The sequence below is a fragment of the Chryseobacterium sp. DT-167 genome, from assembly GCF_058310155.1.
Genome location: NZ_JBZEEQ010000001.1, coordinates 276,234 through 297,274, shown reverse-complemented (window position 1 = coordinate 297,274; position 21,041 = coordinate 276,234). Strand labels below are relative to the sequence as shown.

Genomic DNA, 21,041 nt, shown 5'->3' with positions numbered 1-21,041 from the left:
AATATAAATCAAATTAATTATCAACAAATTAGAGGTTAAAGATAAAAAAAACCTTTCAATCTGAGATTAAAAGGTTTATATATCAATTCGATAAATTTTCTAAAGATCTAAAGCAGGCTGAAGAATTTTTTCCATTTTGCTTTTCACCTGAGCTACAGAACCTGCGTAGTTATTTACCAACAGAGAGAAGACCAATGTTCTTCCTGAATTTGTTTTAATATAACCAGCAAGGGCTTTCACTTTATTTAAAGTTCCGGTTTTAGCAAAAATCTGTCCGTTTCCTTCGGTTACAAACATACTTTTCAAAGTTCCCGACTGTCCTGCAATCGGCAGAGAATCAAAATAAGTTTTATAATATTTCTGATTCATCAATGAAGTTAAATATTTCACCTGAGAAATCGGAGTTACTTTGTTGCTTCTTGACAATCCGCTTCCATCCATATAATTTAAACCTTCTACATCGAAAGCTGCATCTTTCAAATGTTCGTTTACAACAATTCTTCCCGATTCAGAAGTCTGATCACCCATTTTCTGGAAACCAACCGTTTTTAATAAAGCTTCTGCCAAACCGTTATCACTACGCTGATTAGTATAATAAATAATATCAGACAAAGTCGGAGATTTATAAGCAGAAATCATTTTTCTCACTTCAGGAGCTGCATCGGTCATTTTTGGAGTTACTTTTCCGGTAACGCCGACCCCGCTTTTCACCAAAGTTGCTCTGAAAGTATTGGCTAAAAATGCAGGAGCATCAGGAAGTTTAGTCGTTAAAATTCCGTCACCTTCATATTTTTCAGCATAAACCATTTGGTTGGCATAAGGTGAAACGTAGAAATATTTTTTGTCTGAAGTAGCATTTGCTCCTTTTTTAACGATCAGTTTTTCGTTTGCAGGATTGATCTCGCGGGTTGTACCAACCGGAAGATAGTAATTATTGTTTTCTAACCAAACAACATTTTCCGGAAGTCTCGAAATGTTACCTTTGAAAAGCGCTGTCTGAATAATAATATCACCATTTACCTTTTTGATCCCCTCACGAGACATTCCGCTTACGAAGTCTGAAACGATTTCTTTGTAAGACCAGGCTCCCGCTTTATTGGTTCCCAACGACGGGTCGCCGCTTCCTACAATGTAAAGATTTCCGTTTAAAACTCCATTTTCATCGATTGTCCCCGAATATTCCAGCTGAGTCATCCAGCGGTAATTTTCACCCAACAGATTCAAAGCTGTTTCTGTAGTCAAAAGTTTTGTAGTAGATGCAGGAACAAGAGGAGTATTTTCGTTATACGAGGAGATAATCTTCTTCGTTTTCGGATCGTAGACTACAAATCCCCAGGTTGCATTTTTCAACACAGGATCTGCCATCATTGTGTTTACATTTACATCCACAAGTTCTTTGGGAGACAAAAAAGCCTTTTCAACCGCAGCAACGGGAGAAGGCAAATTTAATCCGCTCTTTTGACTTTCGAAATTTGGAGAATAAAGAACTGTAGATACGGTAGACTGGGCAAGGAAAAAACCAGTGGCCAAAACCGTAATACCTGAAATATACTTTCTGTAATTTATCATCAATTTTTTCTTTTTGTTATACTTTGGATGGCATAAAATATGATAAGTTAAACCATTTGCTTTTATCCAAACACATAATAAACGTTCAAATGTAGATATTATTGTTAGAATGGAGTCTATAAAAGTATACTAAAACCGCTTAAAGTTTGTTAAAAATTGTTAAAAATCCACAAAAACCTCTTTTTTAATGCTTTGATATGCAGTAATTTCGTCAAATTCTTTTAAACTTAACAATACAAGGTTTTTAAATTTATCATAGTTTTTACCTCGTGGAAGCTTCAGTAAAATTTGGAACTGATACAGATTATTCAGTCTTGCAATCTGCGCTCTTTCCGGGCCGAGAATACAATCTTCAGGCAAATATTTTCTTAAAATTGAGCCTAAAAATTGTGAAGCACGGTTAACTTTATCGTCTTTAATATGCTTCAGTTCGATCATTATTAATTTCGTGAAAGGCGGATAATGAAATTTCTGTCTCTCAGTGAGAAAATATTTATAAATTTTCGCAACATTATTCATTTTAATTAATTGGAATACAGAATGATCCGGATTATAAGTCTGAATTAAAATCTTCCCGTTTCCGGAAACTCTTCCCGCTCTTCCTGAAACCTGGGTAATCAATTGATACGCCCTTTCTTCTGCTCTGAAATCTTGCACATACAACATAGAATCAGCTTTTGGGATTGCCACCAATTCGATATGATCAAAATCCAAACCTTTAGAAATCATTTGCGTACCAACGATAATATCCGTTTCCCGGTCTTCTATTTTCTCGTATAATTTTTCGTAGGCAAATTTTTTCCGCATCGAATCGACATCCATTCTGTCGACTTCATTTTCAGGGAAAATCTTTGAAATTTCCTCTTGAATCTGCTCTACACCCACTCCTCTTTCGTTCAGATTCTCAGAATGACATTTCGGGCAGGCTCTTGGCTTTGAAGCTCTCTGACCACAATAATGGCATTTCATTTCATTGGCAGCTTTGTGGTAGGTCAAAACAACGTCACAGTTTGAACAGTAATTGACGTAACCACAAGTCTCACATTCTATGACACTTGCATAACCGCGACGGTTGTGAAGAATGATTGCCTGATTTTTTTCTTCTAAAGTTTTCTTAATCTCATCAATTAACTGCAATGAAAAGTTTCCTGAAACCTTTTTGGAGTCCTGAGCTTCTTTGAAATTAATCAATTCAAATTCAGGCAATTTCACATTCCCGAATCTTTCATTCAAAAAAACATATTGTAATTTTTCTTTTCTGGCTAAATAATAACTTTCCACGGAAGGTGTTGCCGACCCCAAAATAACTCTTGCATCATAAAAACCTGCCAAAACTAAAGCCGCATCTTTCGCATTAAAAAATGGAGAAACCTCTCTCGGTCTGTATGCAGAATCATGCTCTTCATCCACAATAATCAATCCTAAATTCTGATAAGGCAGAAATAGGGCATTCCTTGTTGCAATGAGAATTTTAATATCGTTATTTTTAATTCTTCGCCAAACCTCAACTTTTTCAAAATCAGTAAGTTTCTGATGATAAAAACCAAGCTGTCGACCATATTTTTTTTCTAGTCTTTGTGTGATTTGTTTCGTTAAAGAAATTTCAGGAAGTAAAAACAAAACATTTTTTCCTTCATTGATACATTCTTCAATTTTTTCTAAATAAATATGGGTTTTTCCGGATGATGTGACGCCATGAAGAAGAACATTTTTCTTTTCTTCAAACGCTTCATCAACTTCAATTCTTGCTTCTTTCTGTGCTTCTGAAAGTTCTTCTATTTGTTCAATTTCACCTTCGTAACTTTCGATTCTGTCTTTCTGAAGATAATATTCTTCAACCAGATTTTTATCTGCCAAAGCTTTGAAATGCGAACTTCCGAAATATCCGTCTTCGAATAGTTCTGATTTTTTGATATGGAAATCAGGATTTTCCGTTTGTTTTTCAATGATATTCAGGAAAAGTTCTTTCTGCTTTTTGGCTCTGTTGAGCTGCAGAAGAATTTCGGTAAGATTTTGATTTTCCAAAACCTCATCTTTCACTTTTACGTAAGCAACTTCTTTGGCTTTGTATTTTTCGGCAACTTTTTCATCAATCTCAATGTATTGCAGATCAATCAGAGAATTGATGGTTTTGATGATTTCTTTTTTCGGGATAAACGCTTCAATATCAGTCAGATTAATCAGCTGCCGAACTTCCAGAGCCTGAATGAGATACATCTCGTTGACATCAAGGTTTTCAAATTCTATAATTGCATTCGGTTTTAGCTTCAGATACGTTTCACTTTCCAGTTTCAGAGAAGATGGAAAAGCAAAGCGGTAAATTTCGCCCAAATTGCAGAGATAATAGTTTGAAAGCCAGTTCCAAAAGTTAACTTGCTGAAAAGGAACAATCGGATAATCATCTAAAATACTGATGACTTCTTTTGTCACGAAACTTTCAGGAGCCTGATCGTGAAGTTCGAAAACAATGCCTGTATAGATTTTTTTTCCGCCAAAAGGAACCAGAACACGCATTCCGTCTTGAATGTTGGTATCTAATTCTTCCGGAACTTTATAAGTGAAAGTTCCTTTTAAATTGAGCGGTAAAATAATCTGAGCGTATCGCAAGGGGAAAATTAAAATGTAAAATTAAATTTTAATTTATTTAAACGCAAAAATCGTAAGACTTTTATTCATGTAAATATTTTAAACTCTCTTGAATATCTAAATCAAAAAGATTGGAGGTTTTAAATATTTGCGCTTTTTGTCATCCGGAGAAATCTAAGCTTAATTTTTAGAGATTGATGTACAAAATAATTGCTGAGATTCCTCCGGAATGACAAACTTGGCGCTGATTAATTTAAAAAATAAATGACAAATGTGATGGTTATTACAAAAGTTGAAAATGATCACGAAACTCCTAGCCCAGATTGCAGTGGAAATCCTTTTTTGAAAAAAAAGATTGTAACGGAAAGCTGGAAATAGCTCCTAAAAATATTAATTATATGTAATTAGTTTTTAGAAAAAGAACTCAATGATGTGATACCAAGCTGTCGTTGTAAAAAACCCAACAATAATACTGAATCCAATCGTTAAGTTCGTGAGTTTTGTATTTAGTCTAAACTGCTCGGCAATAATACTTGCAGTAAGAACGGTCGGCATTGCGGCTTCAAAAACGGTAATTTTCGCAATATCTCCTTTGATTCCTATCAGCAATGCCAATCCTAATATAATTGCCGGAGATAAAATCAGTTTATAAAACATGGAAGCTGACATTTGTGGAATCAGTTTTTTCCATCCGTTGAATTTTAATTGCAATCCGACAGAAAATAATGCTAAAGGACTTACGGTTGCCGCCAATTTATCAAAAAAAGGTTCGGCAAGTGTGAAATCGACAAATTGAGATAAAACCAAAGCGGCAATACAGCCGATAAGCGGAGGAAAAGTGACCAGTCTTTTTAAAATAAATATTGCACTTACTTGTCCCGATTTGCTTCCGCCTTTTACAGCAGCAATGATTCCTAACGTTGAGAGGGCAAAAAACATGGTCTGATCGCAAATAATTGCAATACTTAGATAACTTTCACCATAAAAAGCAGAAATTAACGGAAATCCGATGAATGAGGTATTGCAGTATCCGCTTACTAATTCGAGCGTGCTTCTCGAACGTCCGGAATATCCTTTCCGTCTGCTGTAGATCAGGAAAAACAAACCGCTTCCGAATGCAATAATAAACGTAGAAATAATAGGAAACAACATTTCGGTTGACCAATGAACTTTCGGAAGATATTTAAACGAAACGGCAGGTAAAGCGAGATAAATAATCCAGGTGTTGATACCTTTGTGCGCATCCGGATGAATAGATTTTGTTCCTTTTAAGATCATTCCTGCCAGAATGCAAACGGCGATCAAAACAAAATTTACCATAATCTTCTTGAAATATGCACAAATTTACGGTTGATTTTTTAGTTTGTAATAAAAACTGATATTATTTACATAACTTTTGTCATTCTATACTATTATTCATTCATCGTGTCCCACAAACTCATTACCTCAACTTTTTCCAGAGGTTTTGAAAGTGTGATTCTTCTTGAAGTTTGCGGAAGCAAATCGAAAAAGTTGTCGCTGAAATGAGTATCTCCGATTAAATAAACATCTTTTGCCAGAACATCTGTTGAAACTTCAATTTCTGTTGTTGAAATTTTCTTGATTTTAATTGCTGGTTTTGAAAGTTTTAAATCTTTTGGTTTTGCAAAGAAATAATTAGATTTAGCAAATATTTTCTCATTTTTATCTCTAACAATGATGTCGAGAAAAATTTCATCTTTATTTGAATCTCCAATGATTTCTTCAAGTGAAAAAGAAAATTTTAATATCCCGTTTGGCTGTATAGTACTAGACTCTGCTAATCCTCCGGAACCTTTTTTCTCACCATTGAATTTCATAATATTAAAATCTAAATATAAATCTTCAACCTTTTCTAAATTATCATTAATTACATAAAAATTTAAGATTTCATCTTGCTCTATCTTCTCTTCCGACATCAAAATCACCTGATTTTCAAAACTTCTTTTCACCTGATAATGCAACGCTTTCCAATTTCCCAGATAATCAATCGATGACCAGGAAATAACCGGCCAACAATCGTTGAGTTGCCAATACAACGTTCCCATATTGTAAGGTTTTGCCCGGCGATGTGCTTCTATCGCAATCTGCATTCCGCGAGCCTGAAGCAATTGTGAAACGTAATTATATTTCACAAAATCTGTCGGAACGATATAATCACGCTTCATGTATTCATCAATAATATGAAAACCACGGGCATTTTTTTCGTGTGCTTTTATTGTTGGATTTTCTAAACTTAAAACAGTTTTCTCCGAAAACATCGATTTTACAGCTTCCAGACTCGGCATGCCCTGAAAACCATGTTCAGACATAAATCTTCCTACTTTTTCGTTATAAATTTCAAATGGAAACTCGCCCCACCAAACTCCCCAATAATGAGAATCTCCTTCTGTTAAACTTTCTTTGTGTCCCCAACCAATTGAGGGCGAACTTGGCCAGTAAATCGATTTATCTTTTACAGCAACTTCATTGAGTGCATTTGGAATCACTTCATGAAAAAGTTTTTTATAATCCTTCCAAACCTGCAAAGAATCTTCTTTTGAATATCTGAATTGCTTTTGATATCCCCAATTAACAATAGCTTCGTCAATTTCGTTATTTCCGCACCACAAAGCGATCGAGGCATGATTTTGAAGTCGGTTGACCTGATCTTTTACTTCTTCTTTTACATTGTTTAAAAATTCTTCATCAGATGGATAAAAACTTCCCGCAAACATAAAATCCTGCCAAACTAAAATTCCGTTTTCGTCGCAGGCTTTATAGAATTCATCGTCTTCGTAAATTCCGCCTCCCCAGACACGAATCATATTCATGTTCGCTTCTTTGGAATCTTTGATGAGTTTCTGATATTTTTCTTTGGTAATTCTTGGTGTAAAACTGTCGGAAGGAATCCAGTTGGTTCCTTTTGCATACATTGGATTTCCGTTGACTTTAAAGTAGAAAGACTTTCCTTTAGCATCTTTTTCCTGGATTAATTCGATTGTTCGTAAACCAATTCGTTCAGTTTTATTATCAATAATTTTTGCATCTTTTTGAAGAGAAATTTTTATCTCATATAAATTCGGATCGCCCCAACCATTTGGTTGCCAAAGCTTGGGGTTATCAATTGTAAAAGGAACCTGAATTGTGTTTTTTCCTTTTTTTAATTGAACATTTTCTTTTTTGTTGTTAATCGATAACGAATATTTACCTTCAATTTGAGCGAAAATTTCAGTTTGAATATTTAATTCTGCTTTTTGCTTCGTTAATTTTTTTTGCTCAATTTTTACATTTTCAAGTTTAGCGTTATTCCAGAAATTCAACTTTACATCTTTCCATATTCCGGCTGTCACTAATCTCGGTCCCCAATCCCATCCAAATTGATATTGTGCTTTTCTTACAAAACTTCTTGGAGATTCAGGCATCGTAAAGGGAACTTTTTTCGCCAATTCCTTTCCTACATTTACCGGAGATTTGAATTTAATTTGCAGTAAATTATCTCCTATTTTCAAATTTTGTTTAACCGGAATTTCCCATTTTCTGAACATATTATCTGTTTTCTTCAACAGTTTTCCATTCAGATAAATTTCTGAAAACGTATCTAATCCTTGAAAAACCAAATCCATATTCTGATTTTCAAATTCCTTCAATGAAATTATAAATGAAGTCTGATAATCCCAATCTTCATTTTCTACCCATTGCACTTTCTTTTCATTTTCATCTTTATAAGGGTCGGGAATGATTTTATGATTCATCAAATCCAAATGAACCGTTCCCGGGACCGAGGCGGTCATCCAAGAATTTTCTTTTGCATTTTTGAACTGCCATTTTCCAGAGGATAAATTTCTCTCTGAAAGCTGTGCAAATACTATATTCTGGATGAAAAGGAAAGCAAAAAGGATAGTTTTGTTCATGAATTATTGTATTTGAGTAACGTAACGTTTGTCATCCTGACGAAGGAAGAATCTAAACTACTATTTAACCATTAAGATTAAAGTTAAGTTTTTAAGAATATTAAGTGGAGATTCTTCGCTTCACTTTGTTCCGTTCTGAATGACAAAAAAACCGTTGATTTTAAGATTATCTATTTTTCAAAGCTACAACCTCATCCGCATTTGCAAAAGCGCCACCATCCGTAATCGCAGAAGAATGAAAATATCCGGCTTTTGTAATCTCTCTGATTTCTTCAATATTTGTTGAACGCAGACCTCCACCGACAAGAATTTCGATTCTTCCGTTGGACAATTCCACCAACTTTTTAAGGTTTTCTTTCCCTTCAGAAACATTTGGTTCTTGACCCGAAGTAAGAATTGTTTTAAAACCACAATCGATTACTTTTTCTAAAGAATTTTCCAGATCCTTCGCTCTGTCGAAAGCCCGATGAAATGTGCACGGAAGAGGGTTTGCCAATTCAACTAATTCTTTATTTTGATCCATATTCACCTCATCATTTTCATCTAAAATTCCGAAAACAAAACCGTCAACATTCAATGATTTTAATTGAATTAATTCTTCTTTCATCTGCTCAAATTCGGCTTCAGAATAGGTAAAATCTCCACCACGAGGACGAATCATTACAAAAATCGGAATATTTATTTTTTCTCTAAGTTCTTTTGCTGTTTCAAAGTCTGGCGTTGTTCCGCCTTCGTTTAATCCGTCACACAATTCTATTCTGTCGGCTCCGTTTTCGAAAGCGATAATCGCAGATTCGGGGTTAAAACAGGCTATTTCTATTTTTGACATTTGGGGTTTAGGGTTTAGGGTTTAGGGTTTAGGGTTTAGGGTTTAGGGTTTAGGGTTTAGGGTTTAGGGTTTAGGGTTTAGCAAAATTAATTTCTAATTTCTAATTTCTAATTTCTAATTTCTAATTTCTAATTTCTAATTTCTACAATTTATTTCAAAGCAAACTCCGGTTTTTCCAAACGGTTCCCTTTTTGATCATAAACAGCATAATTGAATCCATCCTGAATACAATACGAGCCATATTCACCCTTTTTATTTAAAGCAATAAAACCAACCTGAATATCTTTTAAATTCTTATTTCTTCTCTTAGTAATCTGTACAATTCTTTCAACTGCTTCTTTACAAGCCTGTTGAGGATTTTTGCCCTGTCGCATCAATTCAACCACCAAATGAGTTCCAACCATTCGGATGACTTCTTCCCCGTGACCTGTCGCCGTTGCTGCACCCACCTCATTATCAACAAATAAACCCGCTCCGATAATCGGTGAATCTCCAACTCTTCCGTGCATTTTAAAAGCCATTCCGCTCGTTGTACAGGCTCCGGAAAGATTTCCCTGTGCATCCAAAGCGATCATTCCGATCGTATCGTGATTTTCAATGTTTACAATAGGTTGGTATTTGCTGTCTTTTAGCCATTCTTTCCATTCTTTTTCAGACTCGGCAGTTAAAATATTTTCTTTTTTAAAACCCTTAGAAATGGCAAATTGTAAAGCTCCGTCACCCACCAACATAACATGTGGTGTTTTTTCCATTACTGCTCTTGCTACAGAAATAGGATTTTTAATATTTTCTAAACAGGCAACCGAACCGATATTATAATTTTCATCCATAATACAGGCATCCAATGTCACTCTTCCGTCTCTGTCGGGACGACCGCCATAACCAACACTTCTTTCTGTAGGATCATTTTCAACCAGACGAACGCCTTTTTCTACTGCATCTAAAGCTCTTCCGTTTTTTCCTAAAATCGTCCAAGCTTCTTCATTAGCTTTTAAACCAAAATTCCATGTAGAAATGACGATCGGTTTGTTTACAACTTTATTGTTATTTTCAGGTAAATCTTTAGCAATTAAATCCAATGGATTCAACAATAATGCTGAAGATGCCAATGCGGTGTTTTTTAGAAATTTTCTGCGTGAGTTCATTGTTTTTCAGGTATAAGGTTTTAGGAATTACAGCTTAGATCAATGCGTTGTTTAATTTACTCCGATTTCATCAACGAAAAGCCAGGCTTTTGAATCTGCTCCCGGATTTCCGGCCGGGATAATTCCTGCGTTTACTATTTTAATTTTAATGTATTTTGAGTTTTGACTTCCTACATTTAATTTAATTTTCCCTTTTGAATTTTGAATTTCATCTTTTCCGATTTCTTTGATCATTTTAAAATTTTTATTATCATCAGAAACGAAAATCTGTGCAGATTTTGCCAAATGAATCCAGCTTCCTTTGTTTTCCAATGTATTAAAATACACTTCCGAGAATTGAGTTTTATTTCCAAAATCAACTGTTGCCACAACATCTTTTCCCTGAAAGCCAAGCCATGTTTTCCCCAATTGTTTTACATTCCCGACAATTCCGTCAACTAAAGTGAAGGCTCCGCCGAAAGAATAATTTTCACTTGGTTGTTCTTCTAATGTAATAGTCTTTCCAGTCGTTTTCGAAACCGTAAAAGTCTGTGAAGAAACTGCACTTTTTAATTGTCCGTTTTCAAAATACGCTGATTTTATCGTCATTGATTTTGAAACCGGAATCGTATTTTGATAGGTTTGTGAATTTGCATTCGGCTCTGTTTCGTCTAAAGTATATCTTATTCCATTTGAATTTTGTGAAGTTGAAAGTTCATAAGAAACACCGTTGTTATTGGGAATTACTTTTCCTGAAACGTTATAAATACTTTTAGCATAATTCACATTCATTTTCTCCAAAACCTTGAATTCATTAATAACTCTCCCTTCAAATTCTTTATAATTTTCAGGATCAGAAGTTCCCCATCCGACTTCTGAAAGAGCAAATAATCTTGGGAAAATCATGTATTGAACCTGTTTAAAATCGAGAATATATTCTGTCCATAAGTTCGCCTGAACTCCCAAAATATATTTTGCCTGTTCAGCATTCAATTCACTCGGAATCGGATTGTAAGAATACACTTTTTCCAAAGGAGTAAAACCTCCAAAAGCATTCGGCTCGGTCGCAGGATCTCCCTGATAATGATCGAAATAACAATACGAACCGGGAGTCATTACGACAAAATGACCGGATTTTGCAGCTTCCACGCCTCCTTTAATTCCCGTCCAGCTCATTACGGCTGCATTTGGCGCTAATCCGCCTTCCAGAATCTCATCCCAACCAATGATTTTTCGACCTTTAGAATTTACATATTTTTCAATTCTATGAATGAAATAGCTTTGTAAACCATGTTCATCCTTCAGATTATTTTTTTTGATTAATTCCTGACAATGAGCGCATTCCTTCCATCTTGTTTTCGGACATTCATCACCTCCAATATGAATATACTGTGACGGAAAAAGAGCCATCACTTCATCCAAAACATTTTCTAAAAACGTAAAAGTTTCATCTTTCGGACAAAAAACATCATCAAAAACGCCCCATTTTGCTGCGGGTTCGAAAGATCCTTTCGTACATGCCAGTTCTGGATAAGCAGATAACGCCGCTAAAGCGTGACCCGGCATTTCAATTTCCGGAACAACGGTAACATGTCGATCCTGAGCATATTTTACTACATCTTTTATTTGATCCTGAGTATAAAAATATGGTCCGTAAGGCTTTCCGTCGAAAGTATTGTCAACGTAAGCTCCGATCATTGATTCTTTACGTTTTGAACCAATCTGCGTTAGTTTCGGATATTTTTTAATTTCAATTCTCCATCCCTGATCATCTGTTAAATGCCAATGAAAAGTATTGAGCTTATACATTGTGAGATAATCAATGTATTGTTTTACTTCTTTAACCGTGAAAAAATGACGGCAAACATCCAGATGCATTCCTCTCCAAGCAAATTTTGGCTCATCCTCAATCTTCATTGCCGGAATTTTGCCTTCATCTCTATACTGCTCGAATAACTGGATCAGCGTTTGAAGTGCTAAAAAATACCCTTGTCTCGTATATGAATTGATGACAATCTTCGTTGAAGAAATATGAATGGTATATTTTTCTTTTTTTTGTTCTTCGTTTATCGGTAAATGCGATATTTTTGGCGGATATAAAGATTCTATTAAATGAACCCCCTCCTTGTAATTTCCATATTTAAAAACAAATACTTTATTAAATTTTTTTTTGAAGTATTCAGTTTCTTGTTTTGGCAGATTTTCATCTAAAATAAAATTTTCAGGAATAATAAATTCTCCTTTTTGAAACTCAACTTTTTGTGGATAAGGGATTAAATTCAATTTTGTTTGAGAGAAAAAATAAGTTGAAATGAATAGAAAAAAAACCAATAGAATACGCAGCATCTTGTAGAGTTTAGATTTTAGCGAATATAATTCTTTTCTGAAAAATTTAGGTCTATAATTTAACTTATTAAACAATAAAACATCTAAATTTGTATAAAATAAGCGATGAAAAAAACTTTTATTCTAGCAGCTGGATTATTATTTTCAGTTTCTGCACACGCACAGATTTTAGATATTATAAAATCAACTGTTAAAAACCAAACAGGAGTTGATCTAAACAATCCGGTAAAGACAAAAACAACTTCAAGTACCACAACTTCAACCACAACAAAATCACCATCTGTAAATATCAACAGTCTGACTTCAACTCAGATTTCGTCGGGTTTAAAAGAAGCTTTGAGTCTTGGTGTAACGGAAGGCGTGAAAAAGCTTGGTGTTACTGATGGTTTTCTGAAAAATGAAGCTGTGAAAATCTTAATGCCTGAAAAATTAAGAATAATTGACACAAAACTCCGTGCATTCGGATTGGGCAGTTTAGCTGATCAGGGGGTGAAATTACTCAACAGAGCCGCTGAAGATGCGGTTACTGAATCTGCTCCGATTTTCACAAAAGCGATTACATCAATGACGATTACCGATGCTAAAAATATCTTGCTGGGAGGTGATAATTCTGCAACAAATTATCTACAAAGTAAAACACAATCTCAACTTTTCACCGCTTTTCAGCCGAAAGTAAAGGCTTCTTTAGGAAAAGTGGGTGCCGATAAAGTCTGGAATAATTTGATTTCTAAATACAATACATTGACAGGAAATGCTGTTTCTACTGATCTGAACGAATATGTTACCAATGAAACAATCAATGGTGTTTTCAAAATGGTGGCAGAAAAAGAAAGCGGAATCAGAAATAATTCTGTAATGAGAACGACGAGTATTTTGCAAAAGGTTTTTGGAGCGCAGGACGGGAAATAATTTTTCTTTTATAAAGTTAATAAGACAAATTCAATTAATTTTTCTTTTGTCTTGAAACAAAATAAACAAAAATTCAAGACTAGGAAAATTCCACTAAAAATTAAAATTTAATCCTAAAATTTCCAAAACTTGCGCGGATTCGAGATTTATTTTTTGATTAAAGGTTTATGCCGCGCTTCGAACAGTGGAAATTTTTTAACGGATAATTTTTAATTTATTAACGTTCCATTTTCCTATGTCAATAAACTACAAATAAAAAACCTTGTCGATTGACAAGGTTTTTGCTTTATTAGAATTGCATTTCAGGAATTTCACCTTCGATGATTAAATCTGCTTCTGTGGATTTTATAATGTGTTCTACCGAAACTCCCGGAGCTCTTTCAACAAGCTTAAATCCGGCCGGAGTAATATCTAAAACGGCTAATTCGGTAACCACTTTTTTTACACAATTGATTCCGGTAAGAGGAAGTGTACATTTTTTTAGAATTTTACTTTCTCCGGCTTTGTTGACGTGCATCATTGCAACGATAATATTTTCAGCGGAAGCAACCAAATCCATTGCGCCACCCATTCCTTTAACCATTTTGCCGGGGATTTTCCAGTTGGCAATGTCTCCGTTTTCTGAAACTTCCATTGCTCCAAGAATGGTCAAATCAACTTTCTGGCTTCTGATCATCCCGAAACTAAAAGCCGAATCGAAAAATGAACCACCCTCTAAAATTGTGATCGTTTGTTTTCCTGCATTTATGACATCTGCATCTTCTTCTCCCTCAAAAGGAAAAGGTCCCATTCCTAAAACTCCGTTTTCACTCTGAAACTCTACCGAAAGATTATCCGGAACGTAATTGGCAACCAAAGTCGGAATTCCAATTCCTAAGTTTACATAATATCTGTCTTTTACTTCTTTGGAAATACGTTTTGCTATATCTTCTTTACTTAACATAAGTATTGTTTGAAAATTTTGATTATTATAATTTAAGTAATTCTTTTTAACGCTAAGAGCGCAAAATTTTTATTGAAAAACATGCTGTTTTTAAGTTTGTACAAGTTACACTCAGCAAAGTTTTAAATAAGAATTAGTCTTGTTTTTTTCTGACAGTACGCTGTTCAATTCTTTTTTCAAATTTTTCTCCCTGAAAGATTCTTTGGATCATAATTCCCGGAATATGAATCTGATTAGGATCTAATTCTCCCGGCTCTACCAATTCCTCTACTTCAGCGATGGTAATTTTCCCTGCTCCAGCCATCGGATGATTGAAGTTTCTTGCAGAACCTTTGAAAATTAAGTTTCCTGCATGATCTCCTTTCCATGCTTTTACAATAGAATAATCTGCTTCATAAGCATGTTCCAAAATATGGGGTTTACCTTTGAAATCTTTGACTTCTTTTCCTTGTGCCACTTCAGTTCCGAAACCTGCAGGCGTGTAGAAAGCAGGAATTCCGGCTTGTGCAGCTCTGCATTTTTCCGCAAGTGTTCCTTGTGGAGTCAGCTCGACATCTAATTCGCCTGAGAGCATCTGTCTTTCGAATTCTGCGTTTTCTCCAACGTAAGAAGATATCATTTTTTTGATCTGCTTTTTCTGTAGCAATAATCCTAAACCAAAATCATCAACTCCGGCATTGTTTGAAATGCAGGTAAGATCTTTCACATCACTTTCTACCAAAGCATTGATCGAATTTTCAGGAATTCCGCAAAGACCAAATCCGCCTAACATTAAGGTCATTCCGTCTTTGATTCCTTCTATCGCTTCAGTGGCATTTTCTACTCTTTTATCTATCATTGTACTGCTTAAAATTTGTGGTCTGAAATTACAATTTTTTTGGGAATTTTCTCAATTTTGTAATCTTTTGATTTGAAAGGCCGTATTTTGCGTGAGGGATGGAAGCGACATCCTTTTTGGGGTTGCGGCGGCAAAGCCGCCGCAACCCCAAAAAGATAAAGCGGACAGCCCGACCTGAGTGAGGAAATGGAGCGCAGCGGAATGACCGAGCGAAGGACACGCCATGATTGGGTTGTAGAGTTTCGGTGTTGGAGATATAATTGAATACTGATATTTTGTTGTCTAAAAATTAAATTAAAATTCCTGAAAAATTGTTTCGTAAACTGTTGGCTAACAGAAAAATTTATTTTATTTTTGCAATCTGTTATTCAACCTCTGACGAAGTCCGTGTAAGTTGCTTAGCGTAACACATTTTATTTTATTAATAATGGATTTATTAAAGTACGTACAAGACAAGTACATTACAAAAAAAGAATTCCCTGAATTCAAAGCAGGTGATACAATCACTGTGTATTACGAAATTAAAGAAGGTCAAAAAACAAGAACTCAGTTCTTCAAAGGAACCGTAATCCAATTGAGAGGAACAGGTTCTACAAAGACTTTCACCATCAGAAAAATGAGTGGTGATGTAGGTGTAGAGAGAGTTTTTCCTATCAACATGCCTGCTCTTCAAAAAATCGAAGTTGACAGAAGAGGTAGAGTTAGAAGATCTAGAATTTACTACTTCAGAGATCTTAGAGGTAAGAAAGCGAGAATTAAAGACGCTGCTTACAAGAAGAAATAATTCAGACAACAACACATACGAAGAGAGACCGCTACAATTAGTGGTCTCTCTTTATTTTGAAATACTTTAGAATTCACTTTTTTCCGGTAGGAAACTATGCGATTTTTTTAAATTAATCAGCGTTAAGTTTGTCATTCCGGAGGAATCTAAACGTCATGTTTTCAATATTTAAATTCCTAAGGAATGAAAAACGGATGTTAATTAAATCTCACAATTATTTAATAAAATCATACAAAGCATTCCAGAATTTATCATAGACTTCAATGTGCGGCAAGTGACCTACGTTTTCGAGCTCGACTAATTTTGATCCGGTAATTTGCTGTTGTGTCTTCTTACCCAATTCCTGATACTGTCCCATTGTAGGCTGAATTTCTTTGGGAGCTCGATCTTTTCCGATCGCTGTGCGGTCTCTTGTTCCGATAATCAGTAAGGTTGGAGTTTTGATGTTTTTAAATTCATAAACGACAGGCTGATTGAAGATGATATCACTCGTCAAAGCCGCATTCCAGGCGACTTGTGGATAATCTTTGTGTAATGTCCAACCTGCGATGAGATCAAGCCACGGTTGGTATTCGGCTTTCCATTTGTTGTCGTAATAGAATTTAAGCTGATAATTTTTATAGCTTTCTGCGGTATTTTTTAATTCTGATTGATACGCATCATCAATTGTCTGATATTTTGCCAAAATTTTGTAATCTTCCAATCCGATAGGATTTTCGAGAATTAATTTTTCAACGTTTTCGGGATACATTAAAGTGAATCTTGTGGCAACCATTCCTCCCATTGAATGTCCTAAAACAATCAGTTTATCAATTTTTAAATCATCTAAAATTGCTTTGGTATTACTTGCCAACTGAGCAAATGAAAACTGATAACTCCGCGGTTTTGAAGATTTGCCAAATCCGATCTGATCGGGAATAATCACCCGAAAACCTTTATCGGATAAATCTTTTGCTGTTTTTTGCCAATATGCTCCGTTGAAGTTTTTTCCGTGAAGAAGCATGATGGTTTTTCCGTTTGGTTTAGTGGGTTTTACATCCATATAAGCCATTTTTAAGGTTTGATTTTGTGATTTTAAATCTTTGAAATGAACTTCGTAAGGATATTGGTAGTTTGAAAGCATTGCATCTAAAGGTTTTACCTGTGAAAATAAAGGAACAGATGCAATTGAAAACAACATTATTACTGCGGCATTTTTAAAATATTTCATGAATTTGATTTTAGATATTAAAATTAAAAAAACCGCTTCAAAAGAAACGGTTTTAGAATGTTATTTTTTAGTTTATTAGTGCTTTTTACTGTATTTCTGCTACTTCCAATTCTTTTTTAGAAGGTAGATTCATTAAAACAATCGCGAAAAGGATTAATGTGATTCCAGTCCATTGGATGAAAAGAACCTGTTCGCCCAACAAAACAAAAGCCATCATCACAGAAACAGGAAGCTCCAATGATGAAATAATACTTCCTAAACCCAAACCTGTATTTGGGAAACCTAGATTAAATAAAATAGGAGGAATGATGGTTCCGAAAAGTGCCAGGATAAATCCATAAGTCCAAAATATTGAATAGTCAAACGGACGGATATGCTGCGTATTTTCTGTGAAATTTAAGTAAAAGGATCTTAGTCCTTCAAAATGTAATGGTCCAATCTGAGCAAAAAACAGAAATAAAAGTACAATGACTGATCCTCCCGAAAGCATGATGATACTTTTCCTAAGAACCGGTAAATTGGTTGCCAAAGTATTGGAAGTGAACATCGTCATGGTAAATGAAGCCGCCGCCAACAATCCCCAAAATATACCGCGCCAATCAATTTTCACTTCTAAGCTGATGAGATTGGTAGCTAAAACCGTTCCTGCCAAAACAATGAAAGTTGCAATAATCTTTTTAGCATCAGGAAATTTTTTAGTTAAAAAACTTTCCACAACAACGCTGAACCAAACCGACTGCATCAAAAGTACAATAGCAATCGAAACATTGATATACTGTACTGATATATAATAAAATAAGCTCGTACATCCCAAAGATGTTCCTGCCAACATCAGCATTTTAAATTCTTTGGAACTCGGTGATGATAATGCTTTTTTTGAGGTAATTGTCTGAATAAAATTTAAAATCAATAATCCCAAGAAACCCATTACAAATTGTGCCGTTGTCACCTCTGAAGTTGTAAAACCTTCTTTGTAAGACATTTTTACAAACGTTGCCAACATCCCGTAAATACTTGCTCCAATCCCGACAAAAATCACTCCTTTTAAAATATTCTTCTTCTCCATATCAATTTTTACAGCCGGCAAAGTTACAACATAAAAATTTGTTTGGGTTGAATTCTATATTAAATAACTCACCACAGAAATTCTAAAGTGATTTTATTTAATATTTTTCAGGATGCTATTTTTTGACAATAATTTTTGAAGTAATGTCAATTCCCAGACCTTGCAGTTTTACCACATAAACTCCATTTTCAAAATCTTTTGTAGAAACCGGAATTCTTGAATCAGGTGAAGATCTGTCTTCGGATAGTACCATTTTTCCTGACATATCATAAACCTGAACATGAACTTTACCTATTGTGAAATCTTTTAAATAAATGAAAAATTCATCCTGAGCAGGATTTGGATAAATTGCGATCTGACTTTTATCAATAAGAATGTTTGAATTTCCGTCAGTACAATCTTTGGGTATTGAGAAATCTTCAACCTGATCACTGATATTCATTTTGTTACCTGCAGAAGCATTTAATCCCAAACCTCTTTTCGCAAAAGTTTTCCAGATCATGCATCGGTTTTCACCTTTAGTTGTAAGCATTTCTGCGGATAAAATAGCATTACGGCCGTCTATAAATGTCGGATTACAAGCCTGTAATTTCAAAGCATCAGTTACAAGCTGCAACACCCTTGAGCTTCCATTAGTCGCATTTGCAGTTACATCAGATGAATATCCATATTTCGCTGCATATTGCCAATGCAAATCCCAAAGCATTGTCGCCCATACAAATCCAATTCTGTGGACATCCGGAACTATTTCAGAATCTTCTTCGATTTCCATTCCGTTGGTTCTGCCATAGGTATAATTGTTAACCGCAAAATCAGGTGAATATTTTACCGGTCTTAACCCCGCACCAATTGTTGATTGTCCGCTTGCATAAGTTCCGATACTTCTCGGAACATTTGCGTTATCAGCTGGATTGTTGGTAAGCATTAATGCAAAAAAATCTGACCAACCTTCTCCCATTTGTTCTTTGCTTGCCGATTTTAAAAGACAGGTGTATCCGTTCCCGGTAAGTCTGTTCGAAATTCCATGCCCGTATTCGTGGGTGATGATTCCGTTGTCAAAACTTCCATCAGGAGTAATTGCGGTTGAGGGATCACTTTTTAAAGTTATATTAACTGTAACTGCGTTACTCAATTGAGTTTTGATATATTCACCTTCACTATTGGTAATCAGAACTGACGGAATAGTGATTGTAGGATCAGTTCCGCCCATTGAAGATGGAAAATTTACAGCAGCAGCATTATTATAGATGATCGCAGCAATTGCTCCTGCATTTTGTGCATTTTTCACTTTAAGAGCAAATGTACATTGCGTACTACCGCCTCTTTCGATAAGACCTATTTTCCCTGCCAAAGATCCCGAAGGTAATGCTGTACAGCCATCAATTACTGATGCTAAAACTACATCTCCGGTAACTCCCGTTCCATTTAGTGGTGGTCCGAACTGAGCCGGATTTGCCTGAGGAACGCTTGGAATTGCTGATAGCGGAGCATTGTAAAAAAAGTATCTATTGGAAGTCGACCAAAGATACATTTGCATCAAAGGTCTGTTTCCATCTGGAGGTGTTGCAAAGTTGGCATTATTTAACTCTCCCGAATCCTGACCTTCAGCGATGACATAGTCATTGCCTACCCCGCCTTTTCCAAAATTATTTTGCTGAAAATTTCTCGCAGATTCTGTAAATCCGAACTGATAAAAAATGTCATGCACTCTGTTATTGATATAAAACAAATTGGTAATAGCTGCATTTTGGTTAGATGCAGGAGTTCCATTGATTGAAAATGGAAAATTGAAATTCCTGTTTGTACCGCCATCCGGAGAAAATCCGGGCTGGTTTGTGTCTGAGGTATCTGCGTAAGCAAAAACATTATTTCCTCTGGTGATTGTGTAATGATTTGCACCATCCGAATGCCATCCTTCCGGAGATGCAGTTAAATTCCAGGGATTAGAAAGAACTGACCTGCTTCCGAAAGTCGGAGCTTCAATTGGCAACGGAAAAACATTATAAGATGCATTATCGGGAGCGAAAATATTTGATGTGGATGCTTTTTTTGGGGTTGTCACAAGATATTCATTTGAATGATCATGACCATAAGCTCCAGGATGGAAACTACATGATAGATTAAGATTGTCCTTATTTAAAATTTCTCCGGTATTTGCATCGACTAAAATATTCCAGAAGTTGGTAGATTGCGGTTCGTAAAGAAAAAATTGGTAGGCAAGTCTTAAATCAGAATCTATCTCAATAAACACTAACTTTTGTTTTGCAAATTTCCTATGATTTGGCTCCGGAGAAGAATTTTCAAGAATTTGAAAATTTGCGATTTCTTCTTTTCCTAAAATTAAGGCAATCTTTTCAAGTGCATTTTCTTTGTTTAACGATGGTACAGTAGAAGTTGAATTACGATAATCTTTTACGAAAGAATCTGAAAAATATTCAATTTTATTTTCCTTAATCAAAGTTGTTCCTACTGCATTATAAACAGGATAATTTTTAAATTTTTGCTGAATTTTAATCACTTCTCCCCCTAATGATTTTGATAAGTCTATGTTATCAATCTCAAAATCTGTTAAATCTGTTTTTTTGAAATCCTGAATCAGTTTTGTCTGAAAGTAATTCGTTATCAATCTTTTCTGCTGTTGGGAAAAGATGAAATAAGGGAGTAAAACAAAAAGTAAAAATAGAATTTTAATAATTTTTGTTTTTATATTATGAATAAAATTATAATTCATGACTTTAGTTATTAATGCTTTATAAAAATATGAACATTTTGTGAAATCACGTCTAAAATCTTTATTAAAAAACATCCTTTACTGTAAAGCAGATAAAAATAACTAATTCTATATAAAAACTACTGAATAACAGTAGTTTAAAAGAATGAAAGCAAAAAAAAGCCACTCGCAAGAGTGGCTTCATATGATTAAAAA

The 21,041-nt window shown here is 34.9% G+C and carries 14 protein-coding genes; 2 read left to right on the top strand and 12 right to left on the bottom strand.

What is annotated here, in order from left to right:
• Window positions 1-99 precede the first annotated feature (99 nt).
• From dacB to AC4FQ5_RS01210, 7 genes are all read right to left on the bottom strand, one after another.
• Entirely contained in the window at window positions 100-1,569 is a 1,470-nt protein-coding gene (gene dacB, locus AC4FQ5_RS01240; RefSeq protein ID WP_491140681.1) for a D-alanyl-D-alanine carboxypeptidase/D-alanyl-D-alanine endopeptidase, read from the bottom strand.
• A gap of 159 nt (window positions 1,570-1,728) precedes the next feature.
• Window positions 1,729-4,176 carry a replication restart helicase PriA gene (priA, locus tag AC4FQ5_RS01235; RefSeq protein WP_491140680.1) on the bottom strand — a complete coding sequence of 816 codons (2,448 nt, stop codon included), beginning with the start codon at window positions 4,174-4,176 and terminating at the stop codon, window positions 1,729-1,731.
• A 390-nt stretch (window positions 4,177-4,566) separates the two neighbouring features.
• A complete protein-coding gene (locus AC4FQ5_RS01230; protein WP_491140679.1) occupies window positions 4,567-5,475 on the bottom strand; it encodes an AEC family transporter in 909 nt (302 codons plus the stop codon).
• 92 nt (window positions 5,476-5,567) lie between these two features.
• Window positions 5,568-8,066 (bottom strand): beta-mannosidase, encoded by a 2,499-nt coding sequence (locus AC4FQ5_RS01225; RefSeq protein WP_491140678.1) that lies wholly within the window; start codon window positions 8,064-8,066, stop codon window positions 5,568-5,570.
• Window positions 8,067-8,232: 166 nt separating this feature from the next.
• The gene (locus AC4FQ5_RS01220; protein ID WP_491140677.1) at window positions 8,233-8,895 is read right to left on the bottom strand and encodes a copper homeostasis protein CutC; all 663 of its coding nucleotides are present in this window, start codon (window positions 8,893-8,895) and stop codon (window positions 8,233-8,235) included.
• Window positions 8,896-9,044: 149 nt separating this feature from the next.
• Entirely contained in the window at window positions 9,045-10,040 is a 996-nt protein-coding gene (locus AC4FQ5_RS01215) for an isoaspartyl peptidase/L-asparaginase family protein (protein ID WP_491140676.1), read from the bottom strand.
• 51 nt (window positions 10,041-10,091) lie between these two features.
• The gene (locus tag AC4FQ5_RS01210) at window positions 10,092-12,365 is read right to left on the bottom strand and encodes a glycoside hydrolase family 20 protein (protein WP_491140675.1); all 2,274 of its coding nucleotides are present in this window, start codon (window positions 12,363-12,365) and stop codon (window positions 10,092-10,094) included.
• 105 nt (window positions 12,366-12,470) lie between these two features.
• Here AC4FQ5_RS01210 and AC4FQ5_RS01205 point away from each other — a divergent pair, with 105 nt between their 5' ends.
• Window positions 12,471-13,274, top strand: a complete 804-nt coding sequence (locus AC4FQ5_RS01205) for a DUF4197 domain-containing protein (RefSeq protein ID WP_491140674.1) — start codon at window positions 12,471-12,473, stop codon at window positions 13,272-13,274.
• Between the two features lie 289 nt (window positions 13,275-13,563).
• Here AC4FQ5_RS01205 and AC4FQ5_RS01200 read toward each other — a convergent pair whose 3' ends face one another.
• Complete coding sequence (locus AC4FQ5_RS01200) at window positions 13,564-14,217, bottom strand: 3-oxoacid CoA-transferase subunit B (RefSeq protein WP_491140673.1); 654 nt, start codon at window positions 14,215-14,217, stop codon at window positions 13,564-13,566.
• A gap of 133 nt (window positions 14,218-14,350) precedes the next feature.
• The gene (locus AC4FQ5_RS01195; protein ID WP_491140672.1) at window positions 14,351-15,055 is read right to left on the bottom strand and encodes a CoA transferase subunit A; all 705 of its coding nucleotides are present in this window, start codon (window positions 15,053-15,055) and stop codon (window positions 14,351-14,353) included.
• A 427-nt stretch (window positions 15,056-15,482) separates the two neighbouring features.
• On the opposite strand from AC4FQ5_RS01195, the gene rplS reads away from it, so the two are divergent.
• Window positions 15,483-15,839, top strand: coding sequence for a 50S ribosomal protein L19 (rplS, locus tag AC4FQ5_RS01190; protein ID WP_034709455.1), 357 nt, complete (start codon window positions 15,483-15,485; stop codon window positions 15,837-15,839).
• A gap of 214 nt (window positions 15,840-16,053) precedes the next feature.
• Here the strand turns inward: rplS and AC4FQ5_RS01185 are convergent, their stop codons facing one another.
• The 3 genes from AC4FQ5_RS01185 to AC4FQ5_RS01175 form a co-directional block, all read right to left on the bottom strand.
• Complete coding sequence (locus tag AC4FQ5_RS01185; protein WP_491140671.1) at window positions 16,054-17,049, bottom strand: alpha/beta fold hydrolase; 996 nt, start codon at window positions 17,047-17,049, stop codon at window positions 16,054-16,056.
• 85 nt (window positions 17,050-17,134) lie between these two features.
• Complete coding sequence (locus tag AC4FQ5_RS01180) at window positions 17,135-18,115, bottom strand: EamA family transporter (RefSeq protein WP_491140670.1); 981 nt, start codon at window positions 18,113-18,115, stop codon at window positions 17,135-17,137.
• 115 nt (window positions 18,116-18,230) lie between these two features.
• A complete protein-coding gene (locus tag AC4FQ5_RS01175; RefSeq protein WP_491140669.1) occupies window positions 18,231-20,846 on the bottom strand; it encodes a T9SS-dependent M36 family metallopeptidase in 2,616 nt (871 codons plus the stop codon).
• Between the last annotated feature and the right edge of the window lie 195 nt (window positions 20,847-21,041).

Bases quoted from the DNA above. Each gene is read 5' to 3' on its own strand.
- dacB (WP_491140681.1), bottom strand. From the start codon at position 1,569: ATGATAAATTACAGAAAGTATATTTCAGGTATTACGGTTTTGGCCACT.
- AC4FQ5_RS01225 (WP_491140678.1), bottom strand. From the start codon at position 8,066: ATGAACAAAACTATCCTTTTTGCTTTCCTTTTCATCCAGAATATAGTA.
- AC4FQ5_RS01205 (WP_491140674.1), top strand. From the start codon at position 12,471: ATGAAAAAAACTTTTATTCTAGCAGCTGGATTATTATTTTCAGTTTCT.
- AC4FQ5_RS01210 (WP_491140675.1), bottom strand. From the start codon at position 12,365: ATGCTGCGTATTCTATTGGTTTTTTTTCTATTCATTTCAACTTATTTT.
- AC4FQ5_RS01195 (WP_491140672.1), bottom strand. From the start codon at position 15,055: ATGATAGATAAAAGAGTAGAAAATGCCACTGAAGCGATAGAAGGAATC.
- rplS (WP_034709455.1), top strand. From the start codon at position 15,483: ATGGATTTATTAAAGTACGTACAAGACAAGTACATTACAAAAAAAGAA.
- AC4FQ5_RS01230 (WP_491140679.1), bottom strand. From the start codon at position 5,475: ATGGTAAATTTTGTTTTGATCGCCGTTTGCATTCTGGCAGGAATGATC.
- AC4FQ5_RS01185 (WP_491140671.1), bottom strand. From the start codon at position 17,049: ATGAAATATTTTAAAAATGCCGCAGTAATAATGTTGTTTTCAATTGCA.
- AC4FQ5_RS01180 (WP_491140670.1), bottom strand. From the start codon at position 18,115: ATGGAGAAGAAGAATATTTTAAAAGGAGTGATTTTTGTCGGGATTGGA.
- AC4FQ5_RS01175 (WP_491140669.1), bottom strand. From the start codon at position 20,846: ATGAATTATAATTTTATTCATAATATAAAAACAAAAATTATTAAAATT.
- AC4FQ5_RS01215 (WP_491140676.1), bottom strand. From the start codon at position 10,040: ATGAACTCACGCAGAAAATTTCTAAAAAACACCGCATTGGCATCTTCA.
- AC4FQ5_RS01200 (WP_491140673.1), bottom strand. From the start codon at position 14,217: ATGTTAAGTAAAGAAGATATAGCAAAACGTATTTCCAAAGAAGTAAAA.
- AC4FQ5_RS01220 (WP_491140677.1), bottom strand. From the start codon at position 8,895: ATGTCAAAAATAGAAATAGCCTGTTTTAACCCCGAATCTGCGATTATC.